Source organism: Paenibacillus sp. p3-SID867, from assembly GCF_025142895.1.
Classification (GTDB): domain Bacteria; phylum Bacillota; class Bacilli; order Paenibacillales; family Paenibacillaceae; genus Paenibacillus_AQ.
The window spans coordinates 68,528-85,743 of the sequence record NZ_JAMBDM010000012.1; the positions used below are offsets into that span (position 1 = coordinate 68,528).

General features: G+C 52.1%; 15 protein-coding genes. 13 read left to right on the forward strand and 2 right to left on the reverse strand.

Going from position 1 to position 17,216, the window contains the following annotated elements:
• The first annotated feature begins 23 nt into the window (after positions 1-23).
• The 4 genes from deoD (at position 24) to M4D81_RS23375 (ending at position 4,835) form a co-directional block, all read left to right on the forward strand.
• A complete protein-coding gene (deoD, locus tag M4D81_RS23360) occupies positions 24-731 on the forward strand; it encodes a purine-nucleoside phosphorylase (protein ID WP_076325327.1) in 708 nt (235 codons plus the stop codon).
• 176 nt (positions 732-907) lie between these two features.
• Positions 908-2,209, forward strand: a complete 1,302-nt coding sequence (locus M4D81_RS23365; RefSeq protein WP_071219703.1) for a pyrimidine-nucleoside phosphorylase — start codon at positions 908-910, stop codon at positions 2,207-2,209.
• 455 nt (positions 2,210-2,664) lie between these two features.
• Entirely contained in the window at positions 2,665-3,627 is a 963-nt protein-coding gene (locus M4D81_RS23370) for an MraY family glycosyltransferase (RefSeq protein WP_071219702.1), read from the forward strand.
• A 341-nt stretch (positions 3,628-3,968) separates the two neighbouring features.
• Positions 3,969-4,835 (forward strand): SDR family oxidoreductase, encoded by an 867-nt coding sequence (locus M4D81_RS23375; protein WP_260068202.1) that lies wholly within the window; start codon positions 3,969-3,971, stop codon positions 4,833-4,835.
• Between the two features lie 236 nt (positions 4,836-5,071).
• Here the strand turns inward: M4D81_RS23375 and murQ are convergent, their stop codons facing one another.
• Entirely contained in the window at positions 5,072-5,983 is a 912-nt protein-coding gene (murQ, locus tag M4D81_RS23380; RefSeq protein ID WP_071219701.1) for an N-acetylmuramic acid 6-phosphate etherase, read from the reverse strand.
• Positions 5,984-6,034: 51 nt separating this feature from the next.
• A complete protein-coding gene (locus M4D81_RS23385) occupies positions 6,035-6,991 on the reverse strand; it encodes a BadF/BadG/BcrA/BcrD ATPase family protein (RefSeq protein WP_260068203.1) in 957 nt (318 codons plus the stop codon).
• Between the two features lie 225 nt (positions 6,992-7,216).
• Between M4D81_RS23385 and M4D81_RS23390 the strand changes: the two genes are divergently transcribed.
• The 9 genes from M4D81_RS23390 (at position 7,217) to M4D81_RS23430 (ending at position 17,216) form a co-directional block, all read left to right on the forward strand.
• Entirely contained in the window at positions 7,217-8,053 is an 837-nt protein-coding gene (locus M4D81_RS23390) for a MurR/RpiR family transcriptional regulator (protein ID WP_036643553.1), read from the forward strand.
• A 46-nt stretch (positions 8,054-8,099) separates the two neighbouring features.
• On the forward strand, positions 8,100-9,494 hold the full coding sequence (locus tag M4D81_RS23395) for an ABC transporter substrate-binding protein (protein WP_260068204.1): 1,395 nt from the start codon (positions 8,100-8,102) through the stop codon (positions 9,492-9,494).
• 131 nt (positions 9,495-9,625) lie between these two features.
• Positions 9,626-10,543, forward strand: a complete 918-nt coding sequence (locus M4D81_RS23400) for a carbohydrate ABC transporter permease (protein ID WP_260068205.1) — start codon at positions 9,626-9,628, stop codon at positions 10,541-10,543.
• Positions 10,544-10,576: 33 nt separating this feature from the next.
• Complete coding sequence (locus M4D81_RS23405; protein WP_009590118.1) at positions 10,577-11,410, forward strand: carbohydrate ABC transporter permease; 834 nt, start codon at positions 10,577-10,579, stop codon at positions 11,408-11,410.
• A gap of 14 nt (positions 11,411-11,424) precedes the next feature.
• Positions 11,425-12,531 carry an ABC transporter ATP-binding protein gene (locus tag M4D81_RS23410; RefSeq protein WP_260068206.1) on the forward strand — a complete coding sequence of 369 codons (1,107 nt, stop codon included), beginning with the start codon at positions 11,425-11,427 and terminating at the stop codon, positions 12,529-12,531.
• A 26-nt stretch (positions 12,532-12,557) separates the two neighbouring features.
• The gene (locus M4D81_RS23415; RefSeq protein WP_260068207.1) at positions 12,558-13,253 is read left to right on the forward strand and encodes a hypothetical protein; all 696 of its coding nucleotides are present in this window, start codon (positions 12,558-12,560) and stop codon (positions 13,251-13,253) included.
• Complete coding sequence (locus tag M4D81_RS23420) at positions 13,250-14,428, forward strand: exo-beta-N-acetylmuramidase NamZ family protein (RefSeq protein ID WP_260068208.1); 1,179 nt, start codon at positions 13,250-13,252, stop codon at positions 14,426-14,428. The genes M4D81_RS23415 and M4D81_RS23420 overlap by 4 nt, the downstream gene beginning before the upstream one ends.
• A gap of 3 nt (positions 14,429-14,431) precedes the next feature.
• A complete protein-coding gene (locus M4D81_RS23425) occupies positions 14,432-15,622 on the forward strand; it encodes an anhydro-N-acetylmuramic acid kinase (RefSeq protein WP_260068209.1) in 1,191 nt (396 codons plus the stop codon).
• Positions 15,623-15,746: 124 nt separating this feature from the next.
• Positions 15,747-17,216, forward strand: coding sequence for an FAD-linked oxidase C-terminal domain-containing protein (locus M4D81_RS23430; protein WP_260068210.1), 1,470 nt, complete (start codon positions 15,747-15,749; stop codon positions 17,214-17,216).

Genomic DNA, 17,216 nt, shown 5'->3' on the forward strand with positions numbered 1-17,216 from the left:
TCGAACAAGTGGAGGAATGGGACATGAGTACACATATTGGAGCGAAACCGGGAGATATCGCCGAGTCGATTCTGCTGCCAGGCGACCCGCTGCGGGCTAAATTTATTGCTGAGACGTATCTGGAGGATGTGACCTGCTACAACGAAGTGCGGGGCATGCTCGGATTTACGGGAACCTACAAAGGAAAACGCATCTCCGTGCAGGGTTCGGGCATGGGCGTGCCTTCCATCGGGATTTATGTCAATGAACTCATTCGGGATTATGGCGTAAAAAATTTGTTCCGTGTCGGAACCTGCGGCGCGATGCAGGAGCATGTTCGTGTGCGCGACGTCATTCTGGCCCAGGCGGCTTGCTCGGATTCCGGCATGAACCGTCACCACTTTAACGGTTATGATTTCTCCCCGATCGCCAGCTTCCCGCTGCTGCTGGGTGCGTATGAGCGCGGCAAGGAGAAAGGCCTGAAGATGCATGTCGGCAACGTGTTCACGTCCGATGTGTTCTACCGCGAGGACAAATCCGTGGTGGAGAAGCTGATGCAGCATGGGGTTCTCGGCGTGGAAATGGAGACAACGGCGCTCTACACGATTGCCGCACGTTTCGGCGTAAACGCCCTGACGATCCTGACCGTAAGCGATCATTTGCTCACAGGGGAAGAGACTTCTTCCGAGGAGCGGCAAACGACGTTTAACGAGATGATGGAAGTGGCCCTGGATACGGCGATTTCGTTGTAATCAAACTGTCCCGACGAAGAAAGCGGATTGGTTTTGGAGAAGCGAACCGGTCGCCTTTGCCCACGGATTCCAACAATATTAACAATCTAAGGAATCTGGGGGCAACAGCGATAGGATCCGCATTTGTAGTGATGCCCAAGGAATACAATCATCGCAAACAGTGAGGAGAATGTACGATGAGAATGGTTGATTTAATTGCGAAGAAACGCGACGGCAAGGAACTGACAACAGAAGAGATCAATTTCTTTATCGACGGATATACCAAGGGAGACATTCCCGACTACCAGGTGAGCGCCATGAACATGGCGATATACTTCCAGGACATGTCCGACCGGGAGCGGGCGGACTTGACGATGGCGATGGTAAACTCCGGCGAAACGATTGATCTGTCCGCAATTGAGGGAATCAAGGTCGATAAGCATTCCACCGGGGGCGTAGGCGACACGACGACGCTTGTACTGGCTCCACTCGTAGCGGCTCTGGATATTCCGGTAGCGAAGATGTCCGGACGCGGCCTCGGCCATACCGGAGGAACGATCGACAAGCTGGAATCCATCGAGGGCTTCCATGTGGAGATCAGCAAAGACGAATTTGTGAACCTTGTGAATCAACATAAAATCGCCGTCATCGGCCAAACCGGAAACCTCACCCCAGCGGACAAAAAATTGTACGCGCTCCGGGATGTGACGGCCACCGTCAACTCCATTCCGCTGATTGCCAGCTCCATCATGAGCAAGAAGATCGCCGCCGGCTCGGATGCGATTGTGCTGGATGTTAAAACCGGCGCAGGCGCGTTCATGAAAACGGTGGAGGATGCCAAGGAATTGGCACACGCCATGGTCAGCATCGGCAACAACGTAGGCCGCAAAACGATGGCGGTCATCTCCGATATGAGCCAACCGCTTGGCGCTGCGATTGGCAACTCGCTGGAGGTGCAGGAAGCGATCGATGCACTTCGCGGCGAGGGACCGAAGGATCTGGAGGAGCTGTGCCTGGCTCTGGGCCGGCAGATGGTTTACCTTGCGCAGAAGGCAGATTCGCTTGAAGATGCCGAAGAGATGTTAAGAGAGGTTATCCGCAACGGCAAGGCACTGGAGAAGTTCAAGGAATTCATTCAGAACCAGGGCGGGGACCCGTCCGTGGTGGATCATCCGGACCGTTTGCCGAAGGCGCAATATCTGATTGAGCTTCCTGCCCAGCAGGACGGCGTTGTCGCAGAGCTGGTAGCGGATGAGATCGGTACCGCAGCGATGCTGCTTGGAGCCGGCCGCGCGACGAAGGAATCCGAGATTGATCTGGCTGTAGGCCTGATGCTGAACAAGAAGGTCGGCGATGCCGTGAAGAAGGGTGATTCCCTTGTAACCATTCATGCTAATCGCGAGAACGTGGATGACGTGAAGCAGAAGCTGTATGAAAGCATTCGGATTGCAGATCATGCGGATGCGCCTGTATTGATTTATGACATCGTGACGGAGTAAGGGAAGCCTAATCCGTAGCGAGTCATATTCGGAACAACTCATTTTCCAAGCTATGCCGATACAACCTGCCTTCCCGTGTTTTATGAACGGGAGCAGGTTTTTTTGGAGGTCCCGTCATAAAACGGGTGGGGGCCCTCATAAGATGGTAGTGGGGAAAACGTAAGGCATTTAACGGGAGAGGGAGATGTGTAGCCCGGGCAAGAGCCATCCTGCTTGAAGGAGGCTTTTGGCCATGACCATCGATCAGTTGATTGCTTTGCTGGCACTTATCGTTATGATCATTGGACTTGCGGTGAAGAAGGAGTCTTAACCTGTGAGTCCGGGAGGGCTGCTGCTAAGTAGAAATTCTACTGATGCAGCAGTCTTTTTCTTTTGATAGGTTGATAGAGTTCGCTATAAGTCATATACTTAGAATGCAATGTTCTCCATTATTCATCATTTATTGGGAGGAAACCATGCTCTATTTTGCAGCGTTTGTCATATCCATGGTGCTGGTATTGGTGCTGATTCCGCCATTTCGTAAACTTGCGATCAAGCTTGATTTTGTGGACAAGCCAAGACCGGACAGCGAGCGGAAAATACACCGCGAGCCGATACCGCTGACAGCGGGGGTCGCCATATTTATCGGATTTTTCATCACTTATTTTGCGCTTACCGGCGCCATTTCAAGGGAAGCGGTAGGCATTTTTATCGGTAGTGCTCTTATTCTTGGCATTGGACTTGTGGATGATTGGTATAAGTCCCAGGGCAAGGAGCTGGCCTCGCTGCCGAAGCTCATTGTACAGGTCAGCGCAGCCGTTGTTGTATACAGCTATGGCATCGCGTTTGAAGGATTCAACAATCCGTTTACGGGTCAGTATATTAACCTGCCGGAATGGCTGCAGCTCATCTTAACGATTTTGTGGATTTTTGGCGTAACGACCGTTATTAATTTCTCGGATGGCATCGACGGTCTTGCTGGAGGGCTCTCCGCCATATCCGGAGGCACGCTGTTTGTTGTGGCGATTACGCTGGGCAGAGGCGAATCCGCGCTGCTGGCCGTCATTCTTGTAGGTGCTGCGCTGGGATATTTACGATATAATAAGCCGCCGGCCCGAGTGTTCATGGGGGATGCCGGTGCAACCTTCCTCGGGTTCATCCTCGGGATCATTGCCCTGGATGGTGCGTTTAAAGGTGCAACCCTGGCGTCCTTATTCGTTCCGATCTTCGCACTGGGCGTGCCGATCTTCGATAATATCATTGTGGTCATCCGCAGAATGCTTCAGTCCAAGCCGATCTATCAGGCCGATGCATCGCAGGCGCATTATCGTTTGCTGGCAACGGGGCTCAATCAGAAGCAGACATTGGTATTTCTGTGCTTGCTGAATCTTTGTTTCGGTCTGGCTGCCATCATACTTGCCATGAATGGCGCCGCCTGAGGCGTTTAAGCCTGATATAAGCATTTTCCGTTCCGTTATTGAAGTCTCGTCTCCAAATGGATATTGGTGGCGAGGCTTTTTTTGAGATAAGAAAGTATAAACTTCAGAGGCTTACCCTCCTTATCTCGCAAGAAAAACTTCCGCTACATGTGGTCTGTCTTCTGAGAAAGTACGTCGATAGTCGTTTTTCTTTAGATATCAGAAAGTATAAACTTCGAAGCATGGACCTTCCTGATATCGCAAGAAAAACTTCCGCTAAATGCGGTCTGTCTTCTGAGAAAGTACGTCGATAGTCGTTTTTCTTATTACAATGGTAGAAGGATACGAACAGGAGGTTGTGCATGAATGATATGACAGGCAAAATCGTCATGATAACAGGGGCGAACTCCGGCATGGGTTTGGCTACGACAGTGGAGCTGGCAAAAAGCGGAGCGCATGTGATCATGGCTTGTCGTAGTCAATCAAGGGGTGAAGCGGCTCTTCGCGAAGCTCAGCAGGAGAGCGGCAGCTCGGACATCGAGTTGATGACGCTGGATTTAGGGTCTTTTGATAGCATCAGAGCGTTTGCTTCCGACTTTAAGGCCAAATACGACAGACTCGATGTGTTGGTGAACAACGCGGGTGTGGTTACCATCAAGCGGGAATTGACGCAGGACGGATACGAGGCCATGATGGGGGTCAATCATCTGGGGCATTTTTTGTTGACGAACGAACTGCTGGAGCCTCTACAGCATGCCCGGCAGGGAAGGATCGTGAACGTATCCTCTGGCGCGCATAAAGTGGGCAGCATCCATTTTGATGACCCTAATCTCGGTAAGGGATTCAATGTGGCCAAAGGGTACGCGCAGTCCAAATTGGCGAATATTTTATTCACGAAGGAGCTGGCGCGCCGGCTGCAGCCAACAAGGGTCACGGTCAATACGCTCCACCCCGGTGCCGTCAGCACCAGCATTGGCGTTAACAGGGACACAGGCTTTGGCAATGCGGTTCACAAGCTGCTTCGCCCGTTCTTCTTAACGCCGCTTGAAGGAGCTCGGACAGCGATATACTTGGCTTCAAGTCCTGAAGTGGAGCATGTGACGGGGGAATACTACGTCAAATGCAAACCGGCCAAAATCACCGAGAAGGCAAGGGATCCGAAGCTGGCCGCTCGTCTGTGGGAGTGGAGTGAACAACAGGTAGGATGGAAACCGGACCAGGGTCGATGAATTTACGCGTTCCAAAAGGCCCGGCTCCACGAGTAAGGTTATAACTGAAATGATCTAATAAGGGCATGAACGATCAATAAGGAACGACGAGACCAACCGGCCTACAGTATGGTGACGACTACAAGTATAATGACGAACGAATAAACGGGATATCTCCAGATCAACATGATCTGAGGATATCCCGTTTCATTTTACGTTAGATGTTCATCATAGGCCATAGAAGTTCACACTTGAAATTACTTCGTCGTTTTCATATCGATCGCGCTGCGCACAAATCCGCTGGTGCCGTCAAGCAGTTTGGACGCTTCCGCGGCACTGACATTAGCCAGCAGCATCACGATAGCGGTTTTGACGTGGGCGCCGGCTTCATGGTACGCCTTCTCCACAGCATCCTCTGATGCTCCGGTTGCCAGGGTAATGATTCGTTTGGCTCGGTGCACAAGCTTGTTATTGGACGGGTTGAGGTCGACCATCAGGTTTTTGTACACCTTGCCGATTCGAATCATGGCGGTCGTTGTCAGCATGTTCAGAATCAGCTTTTGCGAAGTACCGGCCTTCATACGCGTGGAGCCCATAATTACTTCGGGTCCGACAACAGCCTCAATTACAAATTCCGCATACTGATGCATCGGCGATTCGTAGTTATTACAGAGTCCGATGACAACGGCTCCACGCTCCTTGGCGCGTCTCATCGCCCCAAGAACGTAGGGCGTGCGGCCGCTTGCAGCGATGCCGATGACCACATCCTTTTCGTTGATACCGTTTTCATTGATATCCTGCTCACCTAACTCTTCGCTATCCTCGGCACCTTCGATAGCTTCCTTCACGGCTCTGAAACCACCTGCGATCAATCCCTGCACCATGGAAGGGTCTGTTCCGTAGGTAGGCGGACACTCGGAGGCGTCCAGAATCCCGATTCGGCCGCTGGTTCCGGCACCTATATAGAACAATCTGCCGCCCTTCTGGAAAGCTTCCACAACGAGATCTGCAGCTCTGGCTATAAGAGGAATAAGCTCGCGGATCGCATCCGTGATCAGGCTATCCTCGTTATTGATGAGGATCATAATTTGTTCTGAGCTCAACTGATCAATGTTCTGCGTATTTTCATGAGGCTGTTCGGTTGTCAATTGACTTAGAATATTCGTCATGAGACAGGTCTCCTTTTTTGCCTTGGAATATGGACGGGCACTGATGTAAAGCTACAGCAAGTCAGAGACGCCGTCTGTAAATAGCTTGCAGGCTAACAGAGCCGCACCATGGGCGGGGGTACGTTCACGATTTCCTTCAGGGAACCGGAGGCGGGGATAACGCGATAGCAGAATGCCGGCGTACGTTTCCCGGAACAATGGCGAATGTTTGAAGATCGAGCCGATCCGCACGAGTTCACTCTCAGCGAATTCAGCTTGCTGCCTGATGAGAGCGCTTGTTGTATCGGCCAGTTCTGCTGCCTGCTGCCGGAGGATACGGTCTGCCGCTTCATCACCGGCTTCGGCTGCTTCTATGCAGCAGCGGGCGAAGGAAGCGATATCCTGTTTCGTTATAGCGGGCTGGTAAATGTAAGATTTGAGATCGGTAATATGCTGGAGAGGATAGGCTGCAACAATCAGGCTGCTCATGATGGTGGGTGGCAAAATGCCCTCATGGCTCTTAATGACAGTTTTCAGAGTCTGAAGTCCGATCTGATAACCGCTGCCTTCGTCTCCAAGAAGATGTCCCCAGCCACCGACGCGGTGAATGTCTCCCGATTTGGTTATAGCGTAGGTATTGGATCCGGTTCCCGAGATCGCAAGGATTCCATACTGCCGTTCCAGTACGGCCATTAATGAAATTTCGGCTTCCGAGCGCATGTAAATATGCATCGAGAGCTGCCGCTGCTGGAGATAGGAATGAAGGAAAGACTGAACTTGGCTCCGTTCTTCTGCAGAGCTCACACCTGACATCCCAAGACATATTGATGTGAATAATAATGACTTATCAAAAAGAGGTGCCAGAAGCCCATCCAACACCGTTCGGAGTTCCTCCATCGCTTTATTAAAGGTTACAATATAAGGATTGGTGGAACCTCCGGTATACCGGGACAACACTTCTCCAGCGCTATTGATAGCGGTTGCTTCAGTCTTGGTACCGCCACCATCAACACCGATAAAAATTTCCATATTGAACCACTTCGCTTTCTATATCCAGTATAGGAGAAAACAGAAGTGTTGTAAAATAAAATTTTAAATCATTAATTAAGTATTGAAATATAATTTCATACAATTTATAATGAACTCAATCCACTGATATTGAAAGCGATACCAGTAATGCTTTCATTCAAGATGTGTAAAGTAATATTACATAGTAGTGACCGTCAGAGGATGATTTGTAAAGGGGGGCAAGAAATGAACGGCGGATTGGTTCGATTGCGTGAGGTGTATGATTCATTAAATCCGTCCGAGCGCAAAGTTGCAGCCTTCATTTTGCAGGAACCGGCAGAGATGATACAGATGTCGGTCGCGGATCTTGCAGTCCGAAGCGGTTCCAGTCAGGCTGCCATTGTGCGCCTGTGCAAAACGATGGGTTTCAAAGGCTATCAGGATCTGAAGCTGAAGGTAGCCGGAGACTTGCAGGAGCCATTAGCCACCGGGTATCAGGATATCCGGCCCAATGACAGCATTTCTGCAATTATACAGAACGTCTCGAACAACAACATTCAATCGATTCGGGATACGATGAAGATTATGGAGGAAGGGAAGGTGGAAGAGGCCGTTCTGGCCCTCGATCAGTCGAAGCGCATTTTTATGTTCGGGGTAGGGGCTTCAAATCTGATCGGGATGGATGCCCAACAGAAATTTTTGCGGATTAATAAGGTATGCATATCTTTTCCGGACCCTCATGTTCAGCTCACCTCGGCGGTGCTGCTGACTCCAGATGATGCGGCCGTATGCATTTCCTACTCCGGTGAAACGGATGAAGTAATCCGCGCGGCAGCTATTGCGAAGGAGAAGGGATGCAAGACGATTGGCATTACCAAATACGGCGATTCTACCTTGAGCCGATCGGTGGACATTCCCTTGTACACTTCCTCCACGGAGAACGAGATTCGCAGTGGCGCGATGTCCTCTCGTATTACGCAGCTTAATCTTATCGATATTTTATATCTTGGCGTCGCCAGCCGGAATTACGAGAATTCAGTGAAATACCTGGATGAGAGCCGGCAAGCGATCAAGCGGTTGTAGTTCATTACGAAAACCACAAATATATAAATGATAAGGGGAGTAGTACATGAAGAAAAAAGGTTGGCTTACATTGTTGGCTTCTTTAATGCTCGTGTTTACCGCAGCTTGCGGCGGTTCCGGCGGGGCGAAGGCACCGGAAGGCGGAACAGGAACCACTTCGGAAGGAAACGGTGAAGCCGCACCGAAGCAGGATACGGTTGTCGTCTGGACTTATCCGGTACATGGTAAATACGAAGATGAGTTGAAAGAGCATGTAGCGGATCTGAAAGAAAAATATCCGCATATTACGGTCCAAACCGAAGTGCTCTCCTGGGCCGAAGGTCCAAAGAAGTTCGATGTGGCCTTGAATGCCGGCAACCCGCCTGATCTTTACTTCCACGCGGTGGATGGCGCTTATGTAGATACAGGCCTGGCACTGGAACTGACCCCTTATATTACGGACGAGATCAAAAACGACTACCTGCCGGGAACGCTTGAGCTGGGTCAAATCCAGGGCAAGCAGTATGGGCTTCCGCTGTACCAATCCCTTTGGGCTTGGGGCGGCAACAAGAAAATTCTCGAAGAAGCGGGAATCGACTGGAAGGCCATTCAAGAGAAAGGCTGGACCTGGACCGAGTTCAAGGCAGCTGCAGAGAAGCTGACCAAGAAGCTTCCTAATGGCAATACGCAATATGCGCTGGTAACGGACGGAACTTCGCTGGACTTCATGGAAATGCTGACGCGCAGCAACGGCATGCCGGACGTGCTGAACGATAAAGGCGAGTTCCAATGGAACGACGAACGGATTCTGGATACGATGACCTTCGTGTCGGATCTGATGAAAGCCGGTCATCTGCCTGCCGAGACTGCCGCGATTACGCCGGCAAAACGGATGGACCTGTTCTACGCCGAGGAAGCCGCGATCGTGTCCAAGGCGATCCCTTACTATGACGTGATGCTGCAGAACCGTGCGAAGGATATCGACAGCGGTACGGTCCAAGGCGCGAAAATCGACTTCGTTCTGCTGCCGGTTCCGCATAATGACGGGGCTGAGCGGAAGACATCCATGTTTGGTGAAGGTTACGTAGCGTTCAAGCAGAAGAAGGATAAAGGCGAAGAGCATGCAAAGAACACGTTCCTGATCATGGAAGGATTGAGCGGAGCGAAAGCCGGTAATTCCGCCAATGAATTGGTATTGCCTTTCGTACGTAAATCCCAGGCGGAGTTTTATGAAGGTAAAGGACTCGGTACGGAATCTACAATTAAGGCAGCGGAAATTTTCGCAAACTTCAAGGAAATTCCGGTGACTCTGAACCTTGATGCAGAAGCTTCAGGAAATCAGAAGAAGTTCAAGGAGCAAGTGGTGAAGCCGAATATACAAGCGCTGTTCTCGGGTGAGAAGACGCCGGAGCAGATCGCACAAGACTTCAAGGACAAAGGCAAACAAATTTTAGGACAGTAATTGAAGTTATAAGGGGGTGTCCCGTTGTCCTTAGCAGGAACGATCGGGGCACTCCCTTTTTAAACCAATCGCTCCAGGCTCTATAAGGGCTTCATGAAAATACTTCACCTGTGCGCAAAGGAGGAAATCAAATGCAGACTGCCCCGGCGCAAGCCCGGCCATCACGTCCCCCCATGAAGGGGTACTTACGCGAATATGGATGGGCGTATTTATTCATTCTGGCTCCAGTCTTGTTGTTCTTGGTATTTACGCTTTACCCTGTCGCCTCCGCTTTTCTGATGAGCTTCCAGGAATACAGCGTAATGGGCTCCGAATGGATTGGAACGGACAACTACACACGGATGGTACAGGATGAAGTGTTCTGGAAATCCATGAAGAATACAGTCATATTCACGATCGGCACGGTTCCGGTCAACATTGTCATTACGTATGCATTATCCTTTTTTATTTTTCAGATGAAGAACAAATGGCAAACATTCTTCAAGGCTACAATGTACCTGCCGGCCGTTGCTTCCGGCGTCACCATTTCGGTCGTGTGGCTCGCGATTTACGACCCGACGCATGCCGGGCTGTTGAATCGTTTTATCGGTTTGTTCGGATTGGACCCGGTCATATGGCTCGGTAAATCGAACACCGCGCTCTTCTCACTCATTTTAATGAACTGGCTCGGTTCGCATGGTGCAGGTATTATTCTCTATCTGGCCGCCATGGGCGGGATTCCGAAATCGCTGTATGAAGCGGCGGACATCGACCATGCCAGCGGCTGGTCCAAATTCTGGCGCATTACGTGGCCGCTGATGAAACCAACCACATTATACCTGCTGGTGACGGGCGTCATAACATCCTTCCAGGTGTTTATCTCCGTGTATTTGATGACGCAGGGCGGACCGAACTTCGCGACGACAACGATCGCCTATCTGATTTACAGCACGGCGTTCAACTTCTACGAGTTTGGACTCGCGGCAGCACAATCTTTTGTACTGGCTGCATTGATTATTGTCATTTCCATCATTCAGTTCAAGTACTTCTCGTCCGACGTGGAGTACTAACGTTTATTTCTGAAGCTAAAAGGGGGTGCACCTATGAAATCAAGATCAAAAGTGATCATGCTGATTGTGGCCTCGGTCATCCTGGTGGTATGGAGCGTTCTGACGATCATTCCGATGTACTGGATGCTGATCGGTTCTGTGCAGGACACGAAGTCAGCAGCATCGTTTATCCCGAAAATGATACCGGAGGTATTCTCCGTAGCCCCGTACGAGCGTTTTTTTGGCAAAACCGACGTCATGAGGTGGCTCTTTAACTCCTTATTGATCTCATCCATCCTGACGGTGACCAACGTATTCCTGGCTTCGCTCGCAGGTTATGCTTTTGCGAAGCTGAAGTTTCCGGGGAACAAAGCGGTATTCTGGATTTTGCTCAGTACGATGATGATCCCGGCGCAGGTGACGCTGATTCCGCTCTATATTTTGATGATTGACGTGTTTGATCTCGGGAATACATATACGGCTATTCTTCTTCCCGGCATTGTAAGCGTGGGCAACATCTTCTTGATGAAGCAGTACATGTCATCACTGCCTACCTCTCTGATTCATGCAGCGCGTATCGACGCTTGCGGCGAATTCGGCATCTTCTGGAAGGTTATTCTTCCGATGGCGAAACCGGGTCTCGCCGTGCTGGCAATTTTCACGTTTGTTGCATCATGGAACGATTTCTTCTGGCCCTTCCTCGTGACTAACTCGACGGAGATGAGGACGATTCAGGTCGGTCTTGCTTCCTTCGTCTATGCGGACACGACCGATTTCGGCGCACTTATGGCTGGGGCAACCGTCGCGGCACTGCCGATGATGATTCTGTTCTTCTCGCTTCAGCGCTATTTCCTGCAAGGCATCACCATTGGAGCCGTTAAAGGCTAGAAGGAGGCAAAGTTATGGCACGCGTAGAATTCCGCAATATACGAAAAGAATTTGTAGACGACAACAAAGGGACGTTTACCGCTGTAGCGGGGTCGGACTTTGTGATCAATGATAAAGAGTTCGTTGTTTTCGTCGGTCCTTCCGGCTGCGGCAAAACCACTTCCCTGCGCATGATTGCCGGGCTGGAACGCCAAACGTCCGGGGATATCATCATCGGCGACAGAGTGGTAAACAATCTTCACCCGAAAGATCGCGATATCGCGATGGTGTTTCAGGACTATGCCCTGTATCCCCATATGACCATTCGCGAGAATCTCTCTTTCGGCTTAAAGAACCTGAAGAAGCCAAAGGCTTATATTGAGCAAAAGGTATCGCAGGCAGCCACCATTCTCGGTCTGGAGTCGATGATCGACCGGAAGCCGCGCGAGCTGTCCGGCGGACAGCGTCAGCGCGTTGCGGTAGGGCGGGCCATCGTGCGCGATCCGCAGGTGTTCCTGTTTGACGAGCCGCTGTCGAACCTGGATGCGAAGCTTCGCGTCCAGATGCGGGTGGAGCTGTCCGAGCTGCACAAGCGCCTGGAAGCCACCATTGTATACGTCACGCATGATCAGGTTGAAGCGATGACGCTCGGTGAGCGGATCGTCGTGATGAACAACGGAATTATCCAGCAGATCGCATCACCTACCGAGCTGTATGCGAATCCGCAAAATATGTTCGTAGCTGGCTTTATCGGCTCCCCGCCGATGAACTTCATCGATGTGCAGAAGGAAGGGAACGTGCTCCGGATGGAAGGCGGCACATTTACCATCCCGGATTCGATGGCGGATGCGCTGAGCAAATACGATAACGGGCACCTTATCCTGGGGATCCGCCCTGAGCATATTACGGGTAAGGATATGCCGGGCACAACCAATCTGGATTACAAGTACTCCACGAAGGTCCAGGTCGTCGAACATTTGGGTTCGGAGAATCTGGTGTACTTCCGCGTAGGGAACCGGACGGTTACGGCGAAGGTTCACCCTGAAACGACGGGTTATCCGGGCATGGACAAAACCTTCATTTTCAATTTCGATAAAGTGCATTTCTTCGATCCTGAGACGGAGCAGCGTATCGATTGGTAAACAACGACGAAGAGGAGAGGTAAGCTATGCGCAAGCTGAATGATGTGTTGAAGAAGACCGGGGTTGAGATTTACCGTGAGATTACGGCGGTGGCCTTATACAGCATGATTACCTCGCTGGTGCTCGTTACGGTGGTTATGTTCGTTCCGCTATGGACAGCGCTGGTGCTGCTGCCGATTCTGTACATGCCGTTGTTTTACGGAGTTTGTTATGCGTATCACCGCAGAACGGAACGGGGCAAGTCGAGACTCAAGGATGTGTTTCAAGGTGCGCTTAAGGGATTAGGACCTGCGGTAGTCATGGGTTTCTTCTTCGTGGTGATGGTGCTCATCTTGTGGTCCACCTGGTGGTACTACGGGGGCAAAGAGGGAATCGGTTATCTTGCGATTGGCGTGTTCCAGACCTATTTTGTTATCATGGCGCTCATCTCCCAATTCTACACCTTTCAGCTTGTCCTTCAGGAAGGGATGGGCATCTTCAAGGCCATGGCCCACAGCGTGAAGCTGTTCCTGAAGTTTCCGGCGTATACGCTGGGCGCATGCTTTCAAGCCTTCTGCGTTGCGATTCCACTGATGGTTACGGTCGTTGGCTTCGGATTTTTGTTTAACGGCATGTGGGCCATATACCAGCATAAGGTTACGTATAATGTACTGAATCCGGAAGAGGCCAAACCGGCGGAGGACGGTATTGTAGCCTCGAAAGCAGGAGGTGTAAGCATATGACAAGAGGTAACGTACGAAGCGGAATTGATGTGCTGCCGGACATCAAGCATGAGAAAATCACGGGTCGTCGCCTTGGCGTCATTACGAATCCGACGGGGCTCACGTCGGATTTTCGTTCATCTATCGAGGTGATTGCAGGCTTGCCCGAATCGGAATTGAAGGCTTTATTCGCTTGCGAGCACGGGCTGCGCGGCCAGCTGCAAGCAGGCAAGCACGTCGATGATGAAGTGGACCCGGTATTCGGCGTGCCGGTGTACAGCCTGTATGGCTCGCGGCGTAAACCGGACGCCGACATGCTGAAGGACGTGGATACGGTCATCTTCGATATTCAAGATCTTGGCGTGCGTTTTTATACGTACATGACAACGCTGCTGTATGTCATGGAGGCCTGCGCCGAGCATGGGAAGAGCCTGCTTGTCCTCGATCGGCCGAATCCGCTGGGCGGCAAGCGTGTTGAAGGAGGTTTCCTTAAGCAGGGATATGAATCCATGGTGGGCGGATGGCAGATTCCGATTAGCACCGGGATGACCATTGGCGAATTCGCGCGCATGGCCAATGACATGCGGGGAACAGGCTGCGATCTGGATGTTATTGGGCTCGAAGGCTGGACGCGCGGTATGGAATATACCGACACGGGCCTGCCGTGGGTACTGCCGTCACCGAACATCCCTACGATGGATACGGTACGGCTGTACAGCGGGACCTGCTTCTTCGAAGGGACCAATCTTTCGGAAGGCCGGGGGACGACCCGGCCGTTTGAATGGATCGGCGCTCCATGGGTCAATGGCGAAGAGCTGGCGAAGACGTTCAACGCGTACGAACTGCCAGGTGTTCATGCCCATTCCATGTACATGACGCCTACCTTCTCGAAGCATCAGGGCGAAGGCTGCGGCGGGGTGATGCTCTTTGTCACGCATCCGGCAGAAGTGGAGGCTGTGCGCACAGGGCTTGTGCTGCTTCATCTGGTCAGCCGGATGTACCCGGATCAGTTCCAGTGGCTTAGCCCGCCAGAAGGACGTAGTCGGTACTTTATTGATTTGCTGACGGGCAGTGAGGAAGTTCGACGGCATATCCACGAAGAAGCCGGACTTCAGCGCATAATTGCCGAGTGGGGCAAGGATGCGGAGCAGTGGAGAACGATGCGGGCTCCTTATCTGCTGTACGGGGAGGCGTAAAGCATGCTGTTCTCGCCATGGAAGGATGGAAGGCCTACCGTTGTGGCCGGCTTGATGTCGGGCACTTCGCTTGACGGCATCGATGCGGCCATCGTCCGCATACACGGCAGCGGCTTCGAGGCATCGGTTGAGCTGCTGCATTACTATAACCAGACTTACGAACCGGAACTTCGTCAGCGGCTGCGCGATTTGTGCAGTGAAGAGAATTCCAATAGCGCTGCTGTTTGCAGTATGAATGCATACTTGGGGTATCAGTTTGGAGCGGCTGTCCTGGAAGCGGTTGCCGATGCCGGCATGCGAATCGATGAGGTGGATTTGGTAAGCTCTCATGGACAGACGATTTGGCATCAGCCCATACCCGAACAAGGGGATCCTTATGCTGTCGCTTCGACTTTACAGATTGGCGATATTTCCGTTATCGCCAAGCACACCGGCAAACTTACGGTAGGAGACTTCCGGCCGGCGGATATGGCGGTTGGGGGGCAAGGAGCCCCGTTTGCGCCTTACGGAGATTTGATCCTGTTTCGGCACCCGGAGCGGGGAAGACTGCTGCAGAACATCGGCGGGATCGGCAATTGCACGGCGCTGCCCGCAGGGGCGGATCCTTCGGATGTGCTGGCCTATGATACCGGACCCGGCAATATGATCATGGATGCCGTAGCTCAAATGCTGTCCGGAGGGCAGCTTGCGTATGACAACAGCGGACAATGGGCTGCCCGAGGGAACCCGGATCAGGATTTGTTAAGAGAGATGATGGCGCACCCCTATTTTCATGCAGAACCGCCGAAATCAACGGGCAGGGAACTGTTCGGTCACAACTATGCGGTTTCGTTTCTGGAGCAGGCCAGGCTCAGGAACCTCTCAGATGAGGATACGATGGCCACGGCCACGGCGTTTACGGCATATTCCATTGCGGATAGCTATGTGAAATACGTGTTTCCACGCCACGCAATCGATGAAGTGATCGTAACCGGCGGAGGGGCCCATAACAAGACGCTGCTCTCGATGTTAGGAGAGCTGCTGCCGGAGCAGAAGGTGATGACCTCCAAGGCGCTGGGCTTCGATGACGATGCCAAGGAAGCCGTGATTTTTGCGCTGCTGGGCAATGACTTCATGCTCGGCGTTCCTAACAATTTGCCGGCAGCTACCGGAGCGAACAGACCGACCGTAATGGGGAAGCTGGCGCTGCCATAAACCTTCATTAAAGCCAGCAAACGGAAGAGCCTAGCGATGTTCATAGATGATGTTGGAACCGATTGGTTAATTAGTGGATTATCTTTATTACAGTCAAACCCTATAGGGGAGGGGGAGAAACAACATGCTGGAATCTGTCATTCGCGAGCAGCTGGCCGCCGTGGTTGGCGGAAAGTGGTTCAAGGATGATCCGGAGAGCCTCGTTTCTTACAGTTATGATGCTACGCCGTTATATCAAGCGATGCCGGACGGGGTTATCTTTCCCGGAAGTACGCAGGAGGTCTCCGACATCGTCAAAATTTGCTCAAAACATCGCATACCCGTGATTACGCGGGGCGCAGGCAGCAATCTGTGCGGCGGGACCATTCCGCTTCAGGGCGGCCTGATCGTGGTCATGACCCGTATGAATAAGCTGCTGGAAATCGACGCCGATAATCTTACCGCGACCTTCCAGACGGGTCTGAATACGAAGCAGTTTCATCTGGCGGTTGAACGGACGGGATTATTCTATCCTCCGGATCCAAGCAGCATGATCATCTGCACGATGGGCGGCAACATCGCTCTGGGGGCTGGTGGCCTGCGCGGCTTGAAGTATGGAACGACCAAGGATTACGTACTCGGCTTGGAGGCTGTATTGCCGGACGGTAGCATCCTGCGCACAGGCGGCAAGCTGGTGAAGGACGCCGCAGGGTACGATTTGACCCGACTGTTGGTAGGATCGGGCGGTACGCTGGCGATCCTGACCGAGGCCACGGTCAAGTTGATTCCGAAGCCTTCTTACAGGAAGGCCATGGTTGCCGTCTATGACGATCTCAACGCGGCGGCCCGAACGGTTTCGAATATTATAGCGAATCATATTTTCCCGTGTACCCTGGAATTTATGGATCAGCCGACCCTCCAGGTGGTTGAGGATTTTGCCAAAATCGGACTGCCGGTACACGCCAAAGCGATGCTGGCGATCGAGCAGGACGGCAGCATCGATGATGTGGAGCGGGATCTGAAGAAGCTGGAAGAGATATGTCTCGCCTCCGGGGCGGTTCAGCTTAACATCGCCAAGACACCGGAAGAAGGTGCGAAGGTAATGGAGGCAAGGCGGAGCGCGCTTGCGGCGCTGTCCCGATTGCGGCCGACCACGATCTTGGAGGACGCGACGGTTCCGCGTTCGAAGATTGCGGACATGGTGCTTGAAGTTCAGCGTATCGCACAGAAATACGACGTGCAGATTTGCACATTCGGCCATGCCGGAGATGGCAACCTGCATCCGACCGCGATGACGGATGCCCGTGACCCGGAAGAGATTCACCGCGTGGAGGAGGCATTCGCCGAAATCTTTGAGGCTGCGATTGCCATGGGGGGTACCATTACCGGCGAGCATGGCGTTGGTATCGTGAAGGCCCCTTATCTGGAATGGAAGGTGGGCAAAGCCGGCATCCAAATGATGAAATCCATTAAGGATGCGATCGATCCGCATCAGATCATGAATCCCGGCAAGTTGTTTGCGGAAACCCGGAAGCGGATTGTATTCCAGGAGCGGACGGAGCAGGCAGAGCGGGGCTCGATTTCGGATCAGGATCAGAAGATCGAAACATCGTGA

What these genes read in the sequence shown, in the direction of transcription:
- M4D81_RS23365 (WP_071219703.1), top strand. Translation starts at nt 908, where the DNA reads ATGAGAATGGTTGATTTAATTGCGAAGAAACGCGACGGCAAGGAACTG.
- murQ (WP_071219701.1), bottom strand. Translation starts at nt 5,983, where the DNA reads ATGACGAATATTCTAAGTCAATTGACAACCGAACAGCCTCATGAAAAT.
- M4D81_RS23405 (WP_009590118.1), top strand. Translation starts at nt 10,577, where the DNA reads ATGAAATCAAGATCAAAAGTGATCATGCTGATTGTGGCCTCGGTCATC.
- deoD (WP_076325327.1), top strand. Translation starts at nt 24, where the DNA reads ATGAGTACACATATTGGAGCGAAACCGGGAGATATCGCCGAGTCGATT.
- M4D81_RS23385 (WP_260068203.1), bottom strand. Translation starts at nt 6,991, where the DNA reads ATGGAAATTTTTATCGGTGTTGATGGTGGCGGTACCAAGACTGAAGCA.
- M4D81_RS23370 (WP_071219702.1), top strand. Translation starts at nt 2,665, where the DNA reads ATGCTCTATTTTGCAGCGTTTGTCATATCCATGGTGCTGGTATTGGTG.
- M4D81_RS23430 (WP_260068210.1), top strand. Translation starts at nt 15,747, where the DNA reads ATGCTGGAATCTGTCATTCGCGAGCAGCTGGCCGCCGTGGTTGGCGGA.
- M4D81_RS23390 (WP_036643553.1), top strand. Translation starts at nt 7,217, where the DNA reads ATGAACGGCGGATTGGTTCGATTGCGTGAGGTGTATGATTCATTAAAT.
- M4D81_RS23420 (WP_260068208.1), top strand. Translation starts at nt 13,250, where the DNA reads ATGACAAGAGGTAACGTACGAAGCGGAATTGATGTGCTGCCGGACATC.
- M4D81_RS23415 (WP_260068207.1), top strand. Translation starts at nt 12,558, where the DNA reads ATGCGCAAGCTGAATGATGTGTTGAAGAAGACCGGGGTTGAGATTTAC.
- M4D81_RS23410 (WP_260068206.1), top strand. Translation starts at nt 11,425, where the DNA reads ATGGCACGCGTAGAATTCCGCAATATACGAAAAGAATTTGTAGACGAC.
- M4D81_RS23425 (WP_260068209.1), top strand. Translation starts at nt 14,432, where the DNA reads ATGCTGTTCTCGCCATGGAAGGATGGAAGGCCTACCGTTGTGGCCGGC.
- M4D81_RS23395 (WP_260068204.1), top strand. Translation starts at nt 8,100, where the DNA reads ATGAAGAAAAAAGGTTGGCTTACATTGTTGGCTTCTTTAATGCTCGTG.
- M4D81_RS23400 (WP_260068205.1), top strand. Translation starts at nt 9,626, where the DNA reads ATGCAGACTGCCCCGGCGCAAGCCCGGCCATCACGTCCCCCCATGAAG.
- M4D81_RS23375 (WP_260068202.1), top strand. Translation starts at nt 3,969, where the DNA reads ATGAATGATATGACAGGCAAAATCGTCATGATAACAGGGGCGAACTCC.